General features: G+C 73.0%; 14 protein-coding genes and 1 riboswitch. Of the genes, 5 read left to right on the top strand and 9 right to left on the bottom strand.

Going from position 1 to position 16051, the window contains the following annotated elements; all coding sequences use genetic code 11:
- Nucleotides 1-54: 54 nt before the first annotated feature.
- The 6 genes from ACZ5UI_RS05750 to ilvC all read right to left on the bottom strand — a co-directional run bounded on the left by ACZ5UI_RS05750 (nucleotide 55) and on the right by ilvC (nucleotide 6605).
- The gene (locus ACZ5UI_RS05750) at nucleotides 55-996 is read right to left on the bottom strand and encodes an acyl-CoA desaturase (protein WP_464195143.1); all 942 of its coding nucleotides are present in this window, start codon (nucleotides 994-996) and stop codon (nucleotides 55-57) included.
- Nucleotides 993-1196, bottom strand: coding sequence for a cold-shock protein (locus ACZ5UI_RS05745; RefSeq protein ID WP_464195141.1), 204 nt, complete (start codon nucleotides 1194-1196; stop codon nucleotides 993-995). Before ACZ5UI_RS05745 ends, ACZ5UI_RS05750 begins: the two co-directional genes overlap by 4 nt.
- 145 nt (nucleotides 1197-1341) lie before the next feature.
- Complete coding sequence (locus ACZ5UI_RS05740; protein WP_464195139.1) at nucleotides 1342-2778, bottom strand: alpha-amylase family glycosyl hydrolase; 1437 nt, start codon at nucleotides 2776-2778, stop codon at nucleotides 1342-1344.
- Between the two features lie 5 nt (nucleotides 2779-2783).
- Entirely contained in the window at nucleotides 2784-4337 is a 1554-nt protein-coding gene (serA, locus tag ACZ5UI_RS05735) for a phosphoglycerate dehydrogenase (protein ID WP_464195137.1), read from the bottom strand.
- The gene (serC, locus tag ACZ5UI_RS05730; RefSeq protein WP_464195135.1) at nucleotides 4334-5455 is read right to left on the bottom strand and encodes a phosphoserine transaminase; all 1122 of its coding nucleotides are present in this window, start codon (nucleotides 5453-5455) and stop codon (nucleotides 4334-4336) included. The genes serA and serC overlap by 4 nt, the downstream gene beginning before the upstream one ends.
- Nucleotides 5456-5484: 29 nt before the next feature.
- Nucleotides 5485-5568, bottom strand: a riboswitch (ZMP/ZTP riboswitch).
- Nucleotides 5569-5615: 47 nt separating this feature from the next.
- Nucleotides 5616-6605: a ketol-acid reductoisomerase gene (gene ilvC / locus ACZ5UI_RS05725; protein WP_464195133.1), complete on the bottom strand. Its 990-nt coding sequence runs from the start codon at nucleotides 6603-6605 to the stop codon at nucleotides 5616-5618.
- A gap of 61 nt (nucleotides 6606-6666) precedes the next feature.
- On the opposite strand from ilvC, the gene ACZ5UI_RS05720 reads away from it, so the two are divergent.
- Nucleotides 6667-8346 carry an ATP-binding cassette domain-containing protein gene (locus ACZ5UI_RS05720; RefSeq protein WP_464195130.1) on the top strand — a complete coding sequence of 560 codons (1680 nt, stop codon included), beginning with the start codon at nucleotides 6667-6669 and terminating at the stop codon, nucleotides 8344-8346.
- A 94-nt stretch (nucleotides 8347-8440) separates the two neighbouring features.
- On the opposite strand, the gene ACZ5UI_RS05715 is transcribed toward ACZ5UI_RS05720, so the two are convergent.
- A complete protein-coding gene (locus ACZ5UI_RS05715) occupies nucleotides 8441-9298 on the bottom strand; it encodes a class I SAM-dependent methyltransferase (RefSeq protein WP_464195128.1) in 858 nt (285 codons plus the stop codon).
- A 10-nt stretch (nucleotides 9299-9308) separates the two neighbouring features.
- Nucleotides 9309-10559 (bottom strand): AMP-binding protein, encoded by a 1251-nt coding sequence (locus ACZ5UI_RS05710; RefSeq protein ID WP_464195126.1) that lies wholly within the window; start codon nucleotides 10557-10559, stop codon nucleotides 9309-9311.
- A gap of 80 nt (nucleotides 10560-10639) precedes the next feature.
- Here ACZ5UI_RS05710 and ACZ5UI_RS05705 point away from each other — a divergent pair, with 80 nt between their 5' ends.
- The 4 genes from ACZ5UI_RS05705 to ACZ5UI_RS05690 are packed head-to-tail and all read left to right on the top strand — an operon-like array spanning nucleotide 10640 to nucleotide 14814.
- Nucleotides 10640-12052: an Ig-like domain-containing protein gene (locus ACZ5UI_RS05705; protein WP_464195124.1), complete on the top strand. Its 1413-nt coding sequence runs from the start codon at nucleotides 10640-10642 to the stop codon at nucleotides 12050-12052.
- Between the two features lie 46 nt (nucleotides 12053-12098).
- On the top strand, nucleotides 12099-12932 hold the full coding sequence (menB, locus tag ACZ5UI_RS05700) for a 1,4-dihydroxy-2-naphthoyl-CoA synthase (protein WP_464195122.1): 834 nt from the start codon (nucleotides 12099-12101) through the stop codon (nucleotides 12930-12932).
- Entirely contained in the window at nucleotides 12929-13795 is an 867-nt protein-coding gene (locus ACZ5UI_RS05695) for a 1,4-dihydroxy-2-naphthoate polyprenyltransferase (RefSeq protein WP_464195120.1), read from the top strand. The genes menB and ACZ5UI_RS05695 overlap by 4 nt, the downstream gene beginning before the upstream one ends.
- On the top strand, nucleotides 13792-14814 hold the full coding sequence (locus ACZ5UI_RS05690) for a mandelate racemase/muconate lactonizing enzyme family protein (protein ID WP_464195118.1): 1023 nt from the start codon (nucleotides 13792-13794) through the stop codon (nucleotides 14812-14814). Before ACZ5UI_RS05695 ends, ACZ5UI_RS05690 begins: the two co-directional genes overlap by 4 nt.
- An 18-nt stretch (nucleotides 14815-14832) precedes the next feature.
- Here ACZ5UI_RS05690 and ACZ5UI_RS05685 read toward each other — a convergent pair whose 3' ends face one another.
- Nucleotides 14833-16023, bottom strand: coding sequence for an MFS transporter (locus ACZ5UI_RS05685; protein WP_464195116.1), 1191 nt, complete (start codon nucleotides 16021-16023; stop codon nucleotides 14833-14835).
- Nucleotides 16024-16051 lie beyond the last annotated feature (28 nt).

The following is a 16051-nucleotide window of genomic DNA, read 5'->3' as shown; positions in this document are numbered from 1 at the left end:
GCTATGAAAACAGGAAACCGAACCCGAAAGTCCGGTTTCCTGTGCTTCGTCAGGTCAGGTCAGGGCCTTCGCGGCCTGGCGCGCGGCGTTGGGCCGCACGACGTCCCAGGCCAGGCCGACCTTCTCCAGGCCGCGGATGAACCAGGCCGAGGGATCGACCTGCCAGCGGCGCATGCCGTGGAAGGCGGCCGTCGGGAACGCGTGGTGGTTGTTGTGCCACGCCTCGCCGAAGGAGAAGGGCGCCAGCCAGGCCAGGTTGCGCGACTCGTCCTCGGTCTCGTAGGCCCGGCTCCCGAAGAAGTGGCACAGCGAGTTGATCGAGAACGTCACGTGGTGCACGACGAACATGCGCACCAGGCCGCCCCACAGCAGGCCGGTGAGCGCCGCCTCCCAGGTGCCGCCGATCGCGAAGCCCAGCACGAGCGGCAGGACCAGGCCCGCCGTGGCCCACAGCAGGAACGTGCGGTTGACGAACGCGACGACCGGGTCCTTGATCAGGTCCGGCGCGTAGCGCGTCTTCAGCCCGCGGTCGGTGTGCAGGAACAGCCAGCCCACGTGCGCGTGCAGCAGCCCGCGCAGCGCGCCGCTCCAGCCGTGGCCGTGGTCGACGTGCGGGCTGTGCGGGTCGCCCGGCTGGTCGGAGAAGACGTGGTGCTTGCGGTGGTCGGCCACCCACGAGGTGATCGGCCCCTCGATCGCGGCCGATCCGGCCGCGGCCAGCGCGAAGCGGACCGTCTTGCCGGTCTTGAACGACCGGTGCGTGAACAGCCGGTGGAACCCGACGGTGACGCCGAGCCCGGTGATGACGTACATGACGGCGAAGATCGCCACGTCACGCCAGTGGAGCCACCCGCCCCACGCCTGCCAGGCGACGACGAGGAGCGAGACGATGGGAAGGCCGGTGACGATGCCCGTGATGATCCGATCACGGGTCTCGTTCTGTACCGGCTCGACGTCGTCCGCGAGCGCGGACGACGCCGGGCCGGGGTCCGTCAAAGGGGACGGACGTCGACGGCCTTGGGGCCCTTGGGCCCATCCTCAGACTCGTACGAGACGCGCGCGCCCTCGGCGAGGGTGCGGAATCCGTCGGCGCTGATGCCGCTGTAGTGCACGAAGAGATCCTTGCCCGGCTCGTCCGGGCTGATGAAGCCGAATCCCTTGTCGTCGTTGAACCACTTAACGGTTCCGGTAGCCATGGGTTCCTCCACGGTCATGTGCTGCGATCGCGGAGGTTTCCTGCGCGGCGCTTGCACGGCTATGTGGCCAGGTCCTTCCTGGCCCGTTCGCGCGGGAGCGTAGCCAAAACACCGGGTTCGTGGTGAATTCTTCACGGCACGGTCGCTAGCAGGCCAACGCGACAAAACCCTCCCCGGGATGCAGTAGCTCGCCGACGGCCTGGAGGTCATGCGTATGAAGGAGTCGCCGGCGTACCGGCGGGGCCGGCGCGGGACGTGTGCCGGCGTTGAGCGCGACGAGGTGCGCACCGCGCCGCAGGACCACCAGCTCGGGCGCGGAGTCGAGCACCTCGACGGCCCCGCGCAGCGTCCGCCGCAGGGCGATCAGGTCGCGGTACAGCGCCAGCGTCGAGCCGCGCGTCACCGCCTGCGCGGCCGCGACACCGCCCTCGGGCACGACCACCGGGAGCCACGGATCCGCGTCGCTGAAGCCGGCGTTGGGCCGGTCGTCCTCCCAGGCCATCGGGTGGCGGTGGGGATCGCGGCCGGCCCGGTCGTCGGGCGGGGTGCGCCCGGGGCCGTCGGCCATGCCCAGCTCGTCGCCCTGGTAGACGAACGCGGGCCCGGGCAGCGTCAGCAGCAGCAGCGCCGCGGCCCGGGCGTTGTCCGCGCCGACCCGGTCGGGCAGGCGCGGGAAGTCGTGGTTGGACAGCACCCAGGCGCTGCGGGCGGGCGCGCCGGCGATCGCGGCCCGCAGGGCGGCCGGATCCCAGGGCGCGTGCAGCAGCTCGAAGCAGAAGCAGGCGTCGAGGTGCTCCAGGTAGCGGCCCATCCGGTCCGAGGTGACGTAGGCCTCCCCCACCATCCACGCCGCGCCCGCGCCCTCACGCAACACGGCCAGCGCCTGACCCACGTCGGGCCGGTCGCGCGAGTAGCGCTGCTCCAGCGCGGCGACCTGGGGCCGTTCGGGCAACGCCGGCGGGTGGGTGGCCGGCGGGTCGTCGCGCAGCCGGGCGTCCTTCAGCAGCCGGTCGATCGCGTCCAGACGGAAGCCGTCGACGCCGCGCGCGGTCCAGAAGCGCAGGATCTCGGCGAACGCCGACCGCACGTCGGGGTGGCGCCAGTCCAGATCGGGCTGCTGGGGATAGAAGGAGTGCAGGTACCAGCCACGGCCGTGCGGATCGGGCGACCAGGCCGCGCCGCCGAACGTGGCCACCCAGTTGTTCGGCGGCCCGTCCACCGGCGACCACAGGTAGCGCTCGGGATGGTCGCGGAACCACGGGTGCTCGATCGACGTGTGGCAGGGCACGACGTCCAGCAGCAGCCGCAGGCCGCGCGCGTGCGCCCCGGCGACCAGCGCGTCGAAGTCGGCCAGCGTGCCGAAGCGGGAGTCCACCGCGGTGTAGTCGGCGACGTCGTAGCCGCCGTCGGCCATCGGCGACGGGTTGATCGGCGACAGCCACAGCGCGTCGGCGCCGAGGTCGCTGATGTGGTGCAGGCGGGCGAGGATGCCCCGCAGGTCACCCTCGCCGTCGCCGTCGGAGTCCTGGAAGGAGCGCGGGTAGACCTGGTAGACGACGGGGTCGTCGCCCAGGCCACCCACGTGACTCAGACGCTGACCGCGGCGCCGTCGACGAAGCCGTCGGAGGCGACGATCTGGTCGACGATGTCCTGGGGCACCGGCGCGCTGGTCGTGACGACCATCACCGCCGCCTCGTTCTTGGCCGGATCCAGGCCGACCGCCGCCGAGATGATGTTCACGCCGTTGGAGCCGAAGCACGTGCCCACGCGGCCGATCATCCCCGGCTGGTCGGAGTAGCGGAAGAACGCGAGGTTCGGCTGCAGCTCGAGGTTGAACCGCTGCCCCATCGCCTCCAGCAGGTGCGGCCGGTTCTGGCGCCCGAGCACGGTTCCGACCACGCGCGTCCCGTCGACGGTCACGCGCACCAGGTCGGTGAAGTCGCGCGCCGAGGTGCGCTTGGTGTCGGTCACCTCGATGCCGCGCTCGACGGCGATCGACGGCGCGTTGACCACGTTGACGTCGTCCTCGACGTGCCCGCGCAGCGCGCCCAGCAGGACCGCGGTCAGCAGCGGCCGCGTGTCGCGCTCGGCGATGCGGCCGAGGAACTCGACCTCGACCGCTCCCAGCCCACCGGCCAGCCCGACGGCGATCCGGCCCAGCGCCTCGCACAGCGGGAGGAAGGGCCCGAGCGTCTCGAGGTCCTCGGCGGCGACCGCCGGGACGTTGACCGCCGTGGTCACCGAGCCGCCGGTGAGGGCGGCGATGACCTGCTCGGCCGCCTGGTAGCCGGCGCGGTCGGTGGCCTCCGCGGTCGACGCGCCCAGGTGCGGCGTGACGATCACGTTGGGGTAGCCGAACAGCGGGTGCTCGGTGATCGGCTCGCTGCGGAACACGTCCAGCGCGGCGCCGGCCACCTTGCCGGAGTCCAGCGCCGCCTGCAGCGCGACGTCGTCGACCAGCGGGCCGCGGGCGACGTTGAGCACGCGCACGCCGTCCTTCATCTTCGCGAAGGCCTCGGCGTCCAGCCAGTTCTCGGTGTCGGGCGTCTTGGGCAGGTGGATCGTGATGAAGTCGGCCACCGCGTAGACGTCGTCGGACGTCTCGGCCTTCTGGACGCCCATGTCGCGGTAGCGCTCGGCCCCAACGAACGGGTCGTAGGCCACGACGCGCATGCCGAAGCCCTGCGCGCGCTCGGCCACCAGCTGGCCGATGCGACCGAAGCCCAGGATGCCGATCGTCTTGTCCATCAGCTCGACGCCCGAGAACTTCGAGCGCTCCCACTTGCCGCTGATCAGGCTGGCGTGCGCCTGGGGCACGTTGCGGGCCAGCGCCAGCAGCAGCGCCATCGTGTGCTCGGCGGCGGTGACGACGTTGGACTGCGGCGCGTTGGCGACGATGATCCCGCGCTTGGTGGCGGCGGGCACGTCGACGTTGTCGACGCCGACGCCGGCGCGGCCGATCGCCTTGAGGTTCGTGGCCTGCTCGATCACCTCGGCGGTGACCTTCGTGGCGGAGCGGATGACCAGGCCGTCGTAGTCGGCGATCCGGTCGAGGTGCTCGGCGCCCTCGTCGACCTCGAAGTGCTCGCGCAGCAGCGCGACGCCCGAGTCCCCGATCTTCTCGGCCACTAGGACCTTCATCGGACCTGCTCCACGACGAAGTCGATGCACGCGGTCAGCGCGCGCACGTCGTCGGGCTCGACGGCCGGGAACATGCCGATGCGCAGCTGGTTGCGTCCGAGCTTGCGGTACGGCTCGGTGTCGACGATGCCGTTGGCGCGCAGCGCCTTGGCCACCGCGGCGGCGTCGACGGCCTCGTCGAAGTCGATCGTGCCGACCACCAGCGAGCGCTTGGCCGCGTCGGTCACGAACGGCGTCGTGTAGTCGGTCCGCTCGGCCCAGTCGTACAGCGCCGACGACGACTCGGTCGTGCGCTTCACGCACCAGTCCAGGCCGCCGTTGCCGTTCATCCAGTCCAGCTGCTGCTCGAGCAGGATCAGCGTGGCCACCGCGGGGGTGTTGTAGGTCTGGTCCTTGCGCGAGTTGTCCAGCGCCGTGGGCAGCGACAGGAACTCCGGCACCCAGCGCCCCGACGCGGCGATCTCGTCGATGCGCGCGACCGCGGCGGGGCTCAGCACCGCCAGCCACAGGCCGCCGTCGGCGGCGAAGCACTTCTGCGGCGCGAAGTAGTAGACGTCGGCCTGCGTCGGGTCCAGCGGCAGGCCGCCGGCGCCCGAGGTGGCGTCGATGAGGATCAGCTGGCCGTCGCTGCCGACCCGCTGCACCGGGACCATGACCCCCGTGGAGGTCTCGTTGTGGGCCCAGGCGATCACGTCGACGTCGTCGGTGGCGGTGGGCGCCGGCGCGTCGCCCGGCTCGCTGGAGACGACGATCGAGTCGCCCAGGAACGGGGCCGCGTTGGTCGCGCTGGCGAACTTGGCCGAGAACTCGCCGAAGGTCAGGTGCAGCGCGCGCTCGCGCACGAGGCCGAAGGTGGCCGCGTCCCAGAACGCCGTGGTGCCGCCGTTGCCGAGCATGACCTCGTAGCCCTCGGGCAGCGAGAACAGCTCACCCAGCCCGGAGCGGACGCGTCCGACGAGCTCTTTGATGGGCTTCTGGCGGTGCGAGGTGCCCATCAGTCCGGCCGACTGGCCGGAGAGGGCGGCCAGCTGCTCGGGGCGAACCTTGGAGGGTCCGCAACCGAACCGGCCGTCGGCCGGGCGCAGGTCCGCAGGGATGTCGATCTCGGTGGCGTTCATGGTCAGGGTCCAGGGCAGGGGACAGACGACGGAATTGCCCAGGCGCGCGGCGACCAACTTCGGTCGCCGCTTCCCGGTGGTGATCCACCCGAACGCCAGTCACGGCAACCCGGAATGGAGAGTAGCGCGGGCGCCCTGCGGGCCCCGCGCCGGGTCCGGCTCAGAACTCGGTCTGGATCCAGTCCATGTGGGCACGCAGCTCCTTGCCCGTGGACTCGACCTGCGACTTGGCCTGCTCCTCGCGCATGCGCAGGAAGTTCTCCTGGCCGGCGCGGTTCTCGGCGATCCACTCGCGGGCGAACTCGCCCGACTGGATCTCCTCGAGGATCTTCTTCATGTTCGCGCGGGTCTCGTCGGTGATCACGCGCTTGCCGCGCGTGTAGTCGCCGTACTCGGCCGTGTTGGAGATCGAGTAGCGCATCCCCGCCAGACCCTTCTCGTACATCAGGTCGACGATCAGCTTGAGCTCATGCAGGCACTCGAAGTAGGCCATCTCGGGCGAGTAACCCGCCTCGACCAGCGTCTCGAAGCCGGCCTGGACCAGCTCGGAGGCGCCGCCGCACAGCACGGCCTGCTCGCCGAACAGGTCGGTCTCGGTCTCGTCCTTGAAGGTCGTCTCGATGACGCCGCCGCGGGTGCAGCCGATGCCGCGCGCGTAGGCCAGGGCCAGCGCCTTGGCGTTGCCGGTCGCGTCCTGGTGGATCGCGATCAGGCCCGGGACGCCGGAGCCCTCGGTGTACTGGCGGCGGACCAGGTGACCGGGGCCCTTGGGCGCGGCCAGCGCGACGTCGACGCCGACGGGCGGATCGACCTCGTTGTAGTGGACGCTGAAGCCGTGGCCGAACATCAGGAGGTTGCCGTCGGCCAGGCCGTCGCGCACCTCGGACTCGTAGATCGCGCGATGCTTCTCGTCGGGCGTCAGCATCATCACGATGTCGCCGCGGCTGGACGCGTCGGCGACGCCCAGCACCTCGAAGCCGTGGTCGCGCGCCTCCTGCACGGACTTGGAGTCCTCGCGCAGTCCGACGACGACGTTTACGCCAGAGTCCTTGAGGTTCAGCGCGTGGGCGTGTCCCTGCGAGCCGAAGCCGATGATCGCGACGGTCTTGCCGTCCAGGAGTGAGAGGTCCGCGTCGTCGTCGTAGTACATAGGACGTCTGACCCTACAAGGCGCGACCCCAATTCCCCCGGCCCGCGGCGGCCTGCGGCACGTGCTCGACACCGGGCTGACGGCCCTCGGGCGCGACCGCCGGCTGCTCGTCGTGGCCTGCGCGGCGGCGCTGCTGACCGGCGTGCTGGAGACGGTGATGCTCTACCTGATGGGCACCGTCGCGGTGGCCATGACCAACGGCACCCAGCGGGCCGAGATCTCCGCCGGGCCGCTGCCGTCGGTGGAGCTGTCGATCGGCGCGGCGGTCGCGCTGTCCGGTGCCGCGCTGCTGGTGCTGGTCGCGGTGTCGATCCCCGCCGCGCGTCTGCTGGGGTTGCTCACGTCGCGGGCCAGCGTCCGCCTGCGCACCCGCCTGGTGCGCAACTACCTGCAGACCACCGTGGGCTATCGCGCCACGCATCGCGAGGGCTACGTCGAGCAGCTGGTCGGCGAGTACGGCCAGCTCGCGGACCTCGCCGTGGTGCAGGTGGTCACGCTGATCGTCTCGCTGTGCACGCTGTCGATCCTGCTGCTGGCCGCCGTCGTGGCCAGCCCGCTGGCGGCGCTGGGCGCGGTCGTCGTGCTGACGCTCTCGACGCTGGCGCTGCGCCCGCTGACCACGCGCACGACGCGCTTCTCGCAGCGCTCGCAGGCGGTCAACCAGGAGGTGGTCAGCCGGGTCGGCCAGGCCACCAGGCTGTCGGACGAGATCGCGGCGTTCGCGGTCGGCGGCGCCGTGGCCGACGACCTCGAGCGCGACATCCGCCGCTCGGGCACCTTCGTGCGCCGCATCCGGGCCGAGCAGCGCCTGATCCCGGGCCTGTATCAGTACATCGGGCTGGGCTCGGTGCTGGTGCTGATCGCCCTGCTGGTGGTGCTCGAGCCCGACGGCCTGCCCGCGCTGGCGCCGCTGATCCTGCTGCTGATCCGGGCGCTGATGTACATGCGCCAGACGATCGTCGCGTCGCGCATGGCGGCCGAGCTCGTGCCCTACATCGACACGCTCGACGACGAGCTCGTGCGCATGCGGGCCAACCGCGAGCCGCAGGAGGGCGTCGAGCCGGCGGCGTTCACCGGGCTGCGCCTGGACGGCGTCGGGTTCGCCTACCCCGGCGCCGGGCCGGTGCTGGCCGGCGTCGACCTGACCATCGCGCCCGGCGAGATGCTCGGCGTGATCGGCGCCTCGGGCAGCGGCAAGTCGACGCTCTCGCAGCTGCTGCTGCGGCTGCGCGCGCCGACGAGCGGCACGATCCGGGCCGGCGACGTCGACCTGCGCGAGGTGGCCCCGGCGGCGTGGGCCCGCCTGGCCGCGTACGTGCCCCAGGACAGCCGCCTGATCCTGGCCACCGTCGCCGACAACATCCGCTTCTTCCGCCCGGGCGACGACGAGGCCGCCGTGCGCGTCGCGGCGCGGGCCGCGCACCTGGAGGACGAGATCCTGGCGCTGCCCGACGGCTACGACACGCTCATCGGGCCGGGCGCGCGCGACCTGTCGGGCGGGCAGCGTCAGCGGCTGGCCATCGCCCGCGCCCTGCTCCAGTCGCCCAGCGTGCTCGTGCTCGACGAGCCGACCAGCGCCCTGGACGCGCACTCCGAGCAGCTGATCGGACGCACGCTGTCGGAGCTGAAGGGCCGCGCGACGATCGTCCTGGTCGCCCACCGGCCGGCCACGCTGGAGCTGTGCGACCGGATCGTCGAGGTGGCCGACGGGACGCTGCGCGAGCTGCCGCGCGTGGGCTAGCTGCCCCGACGACGCCTCCCGCCACCCCATCCGTTGTCCGCTCGGACCCGCATTCCGGGTCGAATCGGACAACGGCCGGAGCGGCGGCGCGGTTCTAGGCCTCGGCGCGGGCCACGTGGGTGGCCGCGGGGATCTCGGCGGTGCCGTCGTCGGCGACGTACGCGGCCAGGCGCGCCTGCGCGCCCTCCATGACCTCGTCGCGCGTGGCCGGATCGAGCGCCACCAGCGCCGGGCCGAGCGACGGGGACATGTCGATCTGGCGGTCCCACCAGGCGTCCAGGTCTGGGAACGGGAAGGTGAAGGCCACGGTGTCGAGCACGACGTCGGTGAACCCCGCGTCGCGCAGCCGCTCGCCGATCGCGTCGCGGTCGCGCCAGGAGAACGGGCCGGGTGCCGTCGGGTCCGGCGCGGGTGCCAGGCCGCGCTCGCGCAGCTCCGCGCTGACGACGGAGTTCCACGGGTTGGCCTCGGGCTCGGCCCAGGCGGCCAGCGCGATCAGGCCGCCCGAGCGCAGCACGCGGCGCGACTCCAGCAGCGCCGCGTCGGGGTCGGCCAGCAGCATGTAGCCCCAGCGCGCGAAGACGGCGTCGAAGGACGCGGTCTGGCCGTCGATCCACTCGGCCTCCATGTGCTGGGCGTCGACCACATCGGACAGCCCGCGGGCGGCGGCGCGCTCCTTGATCGCCTCGACCATCGCCACCGCGCCGTCGGTGAGCACGGCGCTGCCGCCGGGGCGCAGCAGATCGGCCACCAGCAGGCCGACGTCACCGGGGCCGGCGGCCAGCTCGAGCACGCGCTGGCCCGGCTGCGGCGCGATCGCCTCGACGATCCACTCGCTGACCGGGCGCGTCGCCCGGTCCCACGCGTCGGCCTCGGACACCCACCCACGCGCGGCGCCCTCCCACGCGTCGCGCGCGTCGGCGCGGAACTGCTCGGGATCGTCGATCGGCATGGTCGGGACGCTACAGCGCGCGGCGCAGGAGCTTGCCCGACGTGGTGCGCGGAAGCGCGTCGACGAACGCGATCGCCTTGGGCACCTTGAAGGCGGCCAGGCGCTCGGCCGCGAACGCACGCAGCTCGGCCTCCGTCGCCGCGCCCCGCAGCACGACCGTGGCCACGACCGCCTCGCCCCACTGGGCGTCCGGGCGCCCGTGCACGGCGGCCTCGGCCACGGCGGGATGCGCGGCCAGGACCGCCTCGACCTCGGTGGGCGCGACGTTCTCGCCACCGCTGATGATCGTGTCGGCCTTGCGGCCGGTGATGTGCAGGCGGCCGCGGCGGTCGATCTCCCCCAGGTCGCCGGTGCGCAGCGTGGCGCCGACGCCCGGGGACACCGTCGGGCCGCGCACGATCACCTCGCCGTCGGGGGCGATCTCCACGCGGGTGCAGAACAGCGGCACGTCGGCGGTGGCGATCTGCGAGCAGGCCTCGGTCATCCCGTAGGTCGTGGTCACCGGGACGCCGGCGGCGGCGGCGCGCTCGAGCAGCGCCGGCGGGATCGCGGCGCCGCCGAGTAGCACCGTGCGCAGGTGCGCGGGATCGTGCCAGCCGGCGTCCAGCAGGCGGGCCAGCGTCGTGGGCACCAGCGAGACGAGCGTGGCCGTGCGCAGCTCGCGCAGCGCCGCGTCCACGTCGAAGCGATCCAGCACGCGCGCGGTGGTGGCGTAGATCGCGCTGCGCACGACGATCGACAACCCACCCACGTGGCTGAGCGGCAAGGGGCACAGCCAGCGCTCGTCGGGATCCAGGCCCAGCGCCACGGCCGACCCCAGCGCACTCCACAGCCAGTTGCCGAAGGTCAGCTCGATCGGCTTGGGCGCGGCGGTCGAGCCGCTCGTGTGCAGCAGCGCCGCGGGCGCGCGCAGGTCGTGCGTGTCGGTCAGCCGGGTCGGTCCGGGCGTCCCGTCGGCCAACGGGGCGTCGATCACCACGCGGCAGCTGCGCTGCACGTGGGCGCGCTCGGCGTCGCCCAGCCGCGGATCGACGGGCACGATCACCGCCCCCACGCCCCACACGGCGTGCAGCGCCACGACGAACGCGGTGCCCGGCGCCAGCGCGATCCCGACGAGGTCGCCGTCGCGCACGCCCGCGGCGCGCAACTGGGCCGCCCCGGAGCGCGCCCGGGCGATCAGCTCGGCGTACGTCAACCCGTTGACCGCCTCGCGCTGGGGGTGCGCCCGCGCGGCCCGATGCAGCCACGCCTCGACGACCATGGAAGCAGACTAGCTCTGGCCACGTCTCCCCAGATAGGTTCGCCACCCAGGGCGAACGCAACCATCCGTAGGAGGCGCAGTTGCAGGGGTTCAGGACATTCACCGTCGCCGCGTTGGCCGTGGCCGTGGCCGCCGTCGCCGTCACCGCCGCCCCGGCCCACGCGGCCGGGTTGGGCGCGGGCACCGGCCCCAGTGCCTTCACGCTGGAGACGCTGGTCAGCGGCGCCTCCGACGACCCGCGCGTGATGATGCTCGACGACCAGAACGCGCTCGTCGCGTTCGGCACCTACGCGGCGACGCCGTCCGGGCAGATCCGCGTCTGCAAGGTCGGCCCGGTCCCCGCGGCCGCCTGCGCCGCCGCCGGCCCGATCCTCACCCCCGGTCCGTCGCAGGTCGGCACCCTGGCCCTGCACCCCGGCCTGACGCCCGGCACCGTCTACCTGACCAACGGCACCGCCAACGAGACCGAGCTGTACACCTCGACGGACGGCGGCACGACGTTCACCGGCCCGGTGCGCATCTCCACCTACGCCAACGCGCAGGACTTCCTGGTGCTGCCCGACGGCCGCCTGGCGCTGGTCGGCGCGGGCAACGCCAACCCGGCGCTGGCCGTCCACTTCGTGGTCGTGCCGCCCGACGGCTCGGGCCTGACGACGCCGGGCTTCTCCATCCCCGGCGACATCGTCCAGCGGGGGATCGCCTACAACGGCGGCCGGTTCGTGATCCTGGGCAGCGGCTACGACTCGGTCGGCAGCTCGAACATCCAGGCCCACTACGCCGTCTTCAGCGGGACCGGCGATCCCAACAGCCAGGCCAACTGGACGGCCGGGACGCTGGCCTACAGCTCGACCGAGGCGCCGAACATCGCCGAAGGCGCGGGCGGCGTGGTCGCCCTGGGCGAGTCGGGCGGCAAGGTCCAGGCCTCGGTGCTCAGCGGCACGACGTTCGGGCCGTTCACCACGCTCGAGGACGACGCCTACCTCCCGAACATCACCGGCGACGCGTCGGGTCGCTACACGGCGACCTGGCAGGTCAACAGCGTCGGGCTGCGCATGGCCACCTCGCGCGACGGCACGCACTGGAGCAAGCCGATCACGATCAACCCCGATCGCCAGTTCCAGACCGACACCGCGCGCACCGCGGCGGGCAACGGCCTGGCGGTCACCCGGGCCAGCGGCGCCTACATCGCCACCCGGCTGTACGGCCAGGTCGACCTGACCCTGAAGGCGTCGCCGACCAAGGTCAAGAAGGGCAAGAAGTCGACGCTCACCGCCACGCTGCACAACGAGGGCGGGACCGGGATCTCCGGGGCCAAGATCACGTTCAAGGTGGGCTCGAAGTCGGTCGGGAGCGCGACGACGAACGGCTCGGGCCAGGCCACGCTGAAGGTCAAGCCGTCCAAGTCGACCAAGTACACGGCGGCGTTCGCCGGCAGCACGACGCTCGCCTCGTACACGTCGAACTCGGCGAAGGTCAGCGTCTCCTCCAAGTAGCGCGACGGACAACGGACGCGCGGCGCGGGCGGATAGCCTGCGCCGCATGTCTGTCACCTGGACCCCGGCCGCCGAGTACGAGGACATCAAGTACGAGCTGAGCGGCGACGGCATCGCGAAGATCACGATCAACCGCCCCGAGGTCCGCAACGCGTTCCGGCCGCAGACGGTCATCGAGCTGATCGACGCGTTCGAGAAGGCGCGCGAGGACCCCGGCGTCGGGGTGATCGTCCTCACCGGCGCGGGCGACCTGGCCTTCTGCTCCGGCGGCGACCAGCGCGTGCGCGGCGACACCGGGTACCTGACCGAGCCCGGGCAGCCCGAGGCGGTCGGGCGCTTCCACGTCACCGACCTGCAGGTCCAGATCCGCCGGCTGCCCAAGCCGGTGGTGGCCATGGTGGCCGGCTACGCGATCGGCGGCGGCCACGTGCTGCACCTGATCTGCGACCTGACGATCGCCGCCGACAACGCGCGCTTCGGGCAGACCGGCCCGCGCGTCGGCTCGTGGGACGGCGGCTTCGGCGCCAGCGTGCTGCGCGATCTGGTCGGGCCGAAGAAGGCCAAGGAGATCTGGCTGCTGTGCCGCCAGTACGACGCCCAGCAGGCGCTCGACATGGGCCTGGTCAACACCGTCGTGCCGCTCGAGCGCCTCGAGGAGGAGACGGTGCAGTGGTGCCGCGAGATGCTCGCCCTCTCCCCCTTCGCGCTGCGGCTGGTCAAGTCCAGCTTCCACGCGCACGAGGACGGCTACGCGGGCATCCAGCAGCTGGCCCACGACACGAACCTCCTGTTCTACGGCGCGCCCGAGGCGGCGGAGGGTCGCGAGGCCTACAAGGAGAAGCGCGCGCCGGACTTCTCGAAGTTCCCGAGACGCGCATGAGGATCTGGCTCATGGCCGCCCGGCTGCGGACGCTGCCGGCGGCCGTGGCCCCGGTGCTCGTCGGCACCGCGCTGGGGATCCAGCAGGGCGACTTCGACGGTTTCGCCTTCGCGGCGGCGCTGCTGGGCGCGCTGTTCATCCAGGTGGGCACGAACCTCTCCAACGACTACTCCGACGCGCGCCGCGGCGCCGACACCGAGGACCGCCTCGGCCCGGTGCGCGTGACCGCCGGCGGCCTGGTGCCCCCCGCGCAGGTGCTGCGCGCGACCTACATCAGCTTCGGCCTGGCCGTCCTCTGCGGCATCTACCTGATCGTCATCGCCGGCTGGGTGATCCTGGCCATCGGCGCCGCGTCGATCATCGCCGGCGTGCTCTACACCGGCGGCCCGCGCCCGTACGGCTACGAGGGCCTGGGCGAGCTGTTCGTCTTCCTGTTCTTCGGGCTGGTCGCCGTGTGCGGCTCCTACTACGTGCAGGTCGAGGAGCTCAAGTGGCAGGCGTTCGTGGCGTCGGTCCCGGTCGGCCTGATCGCCGCGGCGATCCTGATCGTCAACAACGTCCGCGATCTGGAGACCGACCGGCGGGCCGGCAAGCGCACGCTGGCGGTGCGGATGGGCCGCACCCGCACGCGCGTCTTCTACGTCGTCGTGCTGGCCATCTCCTACCTGACGCTGATCCCGCTGGCCCTGGGGCTGACCGCCTGGGTGCTGCTGGCCGTGCTCAGCGTGCCGCTGGCCGTGCGGCTCGTGCAGATCGTGCGCACGCGCACCGACGGACCTGCCCTCAACGGGGCGTTGGCCGGAACCGGACAGCTGCAGCTCGTGTTCTGCGTGCTGCTGTCGGCCGGCATCCTGCTGTCGTGAAGGTCACGCTGCGCACGCGCACGCTGGAGCTGCGCGAGCCGATGCCCACGGCCTGGGGCGAGCTGCGCACGCGCGACCTGATCGAGCTGGAGCTCGAAGGCGCCGACGGGCTGATCGGGATCGGCGAGGCCGCGCCCCTGCAGCACTACGACGGCGTCCCGATGGAGGCGGTGCTGGCCGCGCTGCGCGCCTACGTGCCGGTGCTGGAGGACGGCGACGACGTGCGCGGCGACCACCTGTACGACCGCTGCCGCGCGACCGCGGATCTGCCGCAGGCCCTGGCCGCCGTCGACATGGCGCTGTGGGACCTGGTCGGCAAGCGGCGCGAGTCGCCGGTCAGCGCGCTGATCACCGACGTCGTCGCGCCCTCGGTGGCGGTCAACGCCTCGATCGGCGCGGTCGATCGCGCCCGCGCCGCCGAGCTGGCCGCGCAAGCGGCCGGCGACGGGTACCGCTGCGTGAAGCTGAAGGTGGGCATCGGCGACGACGCGGGCCGCGTCGCCGCGGTGCGCGCCGCGGCCGGACCGGCGATGGCCCTGCGGCTGGACGCCAACGGCGCCTGGGACGTCGAGCAGGCGGTGCGCACGATCGAGGCGCTCTCGCCCGCGGGCCTGGAGCTCGTCGAGGAGCCGGTGCACGGGATCGACGCGATGCGCGCGGTGCGCGAGCGCACGGCGGTCCGCGTCGCGCTGGACGAGACCGCCGCCGTGCCCGGCGCGCTCGCCGCGGGGGTGGCCGACGCGGTGTGCCTGAAGCTCGGCCGCGGCGGCGGGATCAGCTCGCTGCTGGTTCAGGCCACGCTCGTGCGCGCCGGTGGCGCCGAGGCCTACCTGGCCTCGACCTATGACGGCCCGCGGGGCATCGCCGCCGCGGTGCACGCGGCGGCGGCCCTGGGGATCGAGCTGCCCTGCGGGCTGGCCACGCTCTCGCTGTTCGCCGACGAGACGCTGGCCGCCGCGCTGCCGGTGGTCGACGGCATGATGGCCACGCCGACCGGCCCCGGTCTGGGACTGGGCTAGGCGCCTAGTGCCCTGACACTAGGAGCGCAGCGTCGCCGCGCGGGCGGCGGCGATCAGCGCCGCGACCACCGCGAACGCACCGGCGGCCAGGAACGCCGCGGGGACGCCGGCGCCGCTGATCAGGATGCCGCCCACGGCGCCACCGGCGGCCAGGCCGGCGAACAGGCCCGAGCCCAGCCAGGTGAACGCCTCGGTGGTCGTGCCCTCCGCGGCGACGGACCCGACGAGCGAGTAGAGCGTCGCGAACATCGGCGCGGCGATCGCACCGGAGGCCGCCAGCATCAGGCCGAGCGTCCACAGATCGGGCATCAACGCCAGCGCCGCGGTGGGCAGCGCGGTGGCCGCGACGAGCAGCACGAGCGCGCGCGCCTGATCCTCGGGCGCGCCGCGGCGCGCGGTGACCAGCCCGGCGATCAGGCTGGGGATCGACCAGACGGCGAGCAGCACGCCGAGCGCGGCGTTGCTGCCGGCGTGGTCGGCGGCACCGGCCAGCGCCACCTCGGTCGCGCCGTAGGCGCCGCCCATGCCCGCGGCGACGAGCAGCAGCGTGCGGATGCCGGGCACCGACAGCGCGCCGCCGCGCGGGCGGGCCCGCACGTCGGCGGGGACGTCGCGCGACTCCGGCGAGGCGGCGAAGGCCAACGTGCCGGCCAGCAGCGCCGCGGCGGCGCCGAGCAGGCCGAAGGCGGGCGACAGCGCGGCCAGCGCGGTCACGAAGACCAGCGGCCCGAGCATGAAGGAGATCTCCTGCAGCGCGGCGTCCAGCGCGAGCGCGCCGTGGCGGTCGTCGGCGGACAGGTTGCGTCCGAACAGCGCGCGCAGGCACGGGGCGATCGGGGGCAGGGTCAGGCCGGCGACCAGCGCCAGCGGCAGCAGCACGAGGGGGCTCGTGCCCGCCGGCAGGACGCCGCCGATGGCCAGCGCGGCGGTGGCGATCGTCGCGGTCACGGTGAGCACGCCGGTCTGCCCGCGGCGGTCGATCAGCCGGCCGAGCAGCGGCGCGCCGGCGGCCATGCCCAGGCCGAGCACGGCCGAGACGAGGCCGGCCAGGGCGAACGAGCCGCCCAGGTCGCGGGCGCGCAGGATCAGCAGCAGGCCCATGGCCGCCTCGGGCGTGCGCGCGACCATCGAGAGCGCGAGCAGCCGGGCGACGCCAGGGGCGCGCAGCGGGTGACGACGGGTGGAGGTGACGGGGACAGCGACGGACATAACTGATGAACAGATTAACAGCTATCCA

The sequence above is a fragment of the Conexibacter sp. JCM 18997 genome, assembly GCF_055391915.1.
The sequence above is the reverse complement of the archived record's forward strand: the minus strand, read 5'-3'. Positions and strand labels throughout refer to the sequence as shown.

Coding starts and splice junctions, on each gene's coding strand:
- ACZ5UI_RS05695 (WP_464195120.1), top strand. CDS start 12,929: ATGAGGATCTGGCTCATGGCCGCCCGGCTGCGGACGCTGCCGGCGGCC.
- ACZ5UI_RS05745 (WP_464195141.1), bottom strand. CDS start 1,196: ATGGCTACCGGAACCGTTAAGTGGTTCAACGACGACAAGGGATTCGGC.
- ACZ5UI_RS05710 (WP_464195126.1), bottom strand. CDS start 10,559: ATGGTCGTCGAGGCGTGGCTGCATCGGGCCGCGCGGGCGCACCCCCAG.
- menB (WP_464195122.1), top strand. CDS start 12,099: ATGTCTGTCACCTGGACCCCGGCCGCCGAGTACGAGGACATCAAGTAC.
- ACZ5UI_RS05715 (WP_464195128.1), bottom strand. CDS start 9,298: ATGCCGATCGACGATCCCGAGCAGTTCCGCGCCGACGCGCGCGACGCG.
- serC (WP_464195135.1), bottom strand. CDS start 5,455: ATGAACGCCACCGAGATCGACATCCCTGCGGACCTGCGCCCGGCCGAC.
- ACZ5UI_RS05685 (WP_464195116.1), bottom strand. CDS start 16,023: ATGTCCGTCGCTGTCCCCGTCACCTCCACCCGTCGTCACCCGCTGCGC.
- ilvC (WP_464195133.1), bottom strand. CDS start 6,605: ATGTACTACGACGACGACGCGGACCTCTCACTCCTGGACGGCAAGACC.
- serA (WP_464195137.1), bottom strand. CDS start 4,337: ATGAAGGTCCTAGTGGCCGAGAAGATCGGGGACTCGGGCGTCGCGCTG.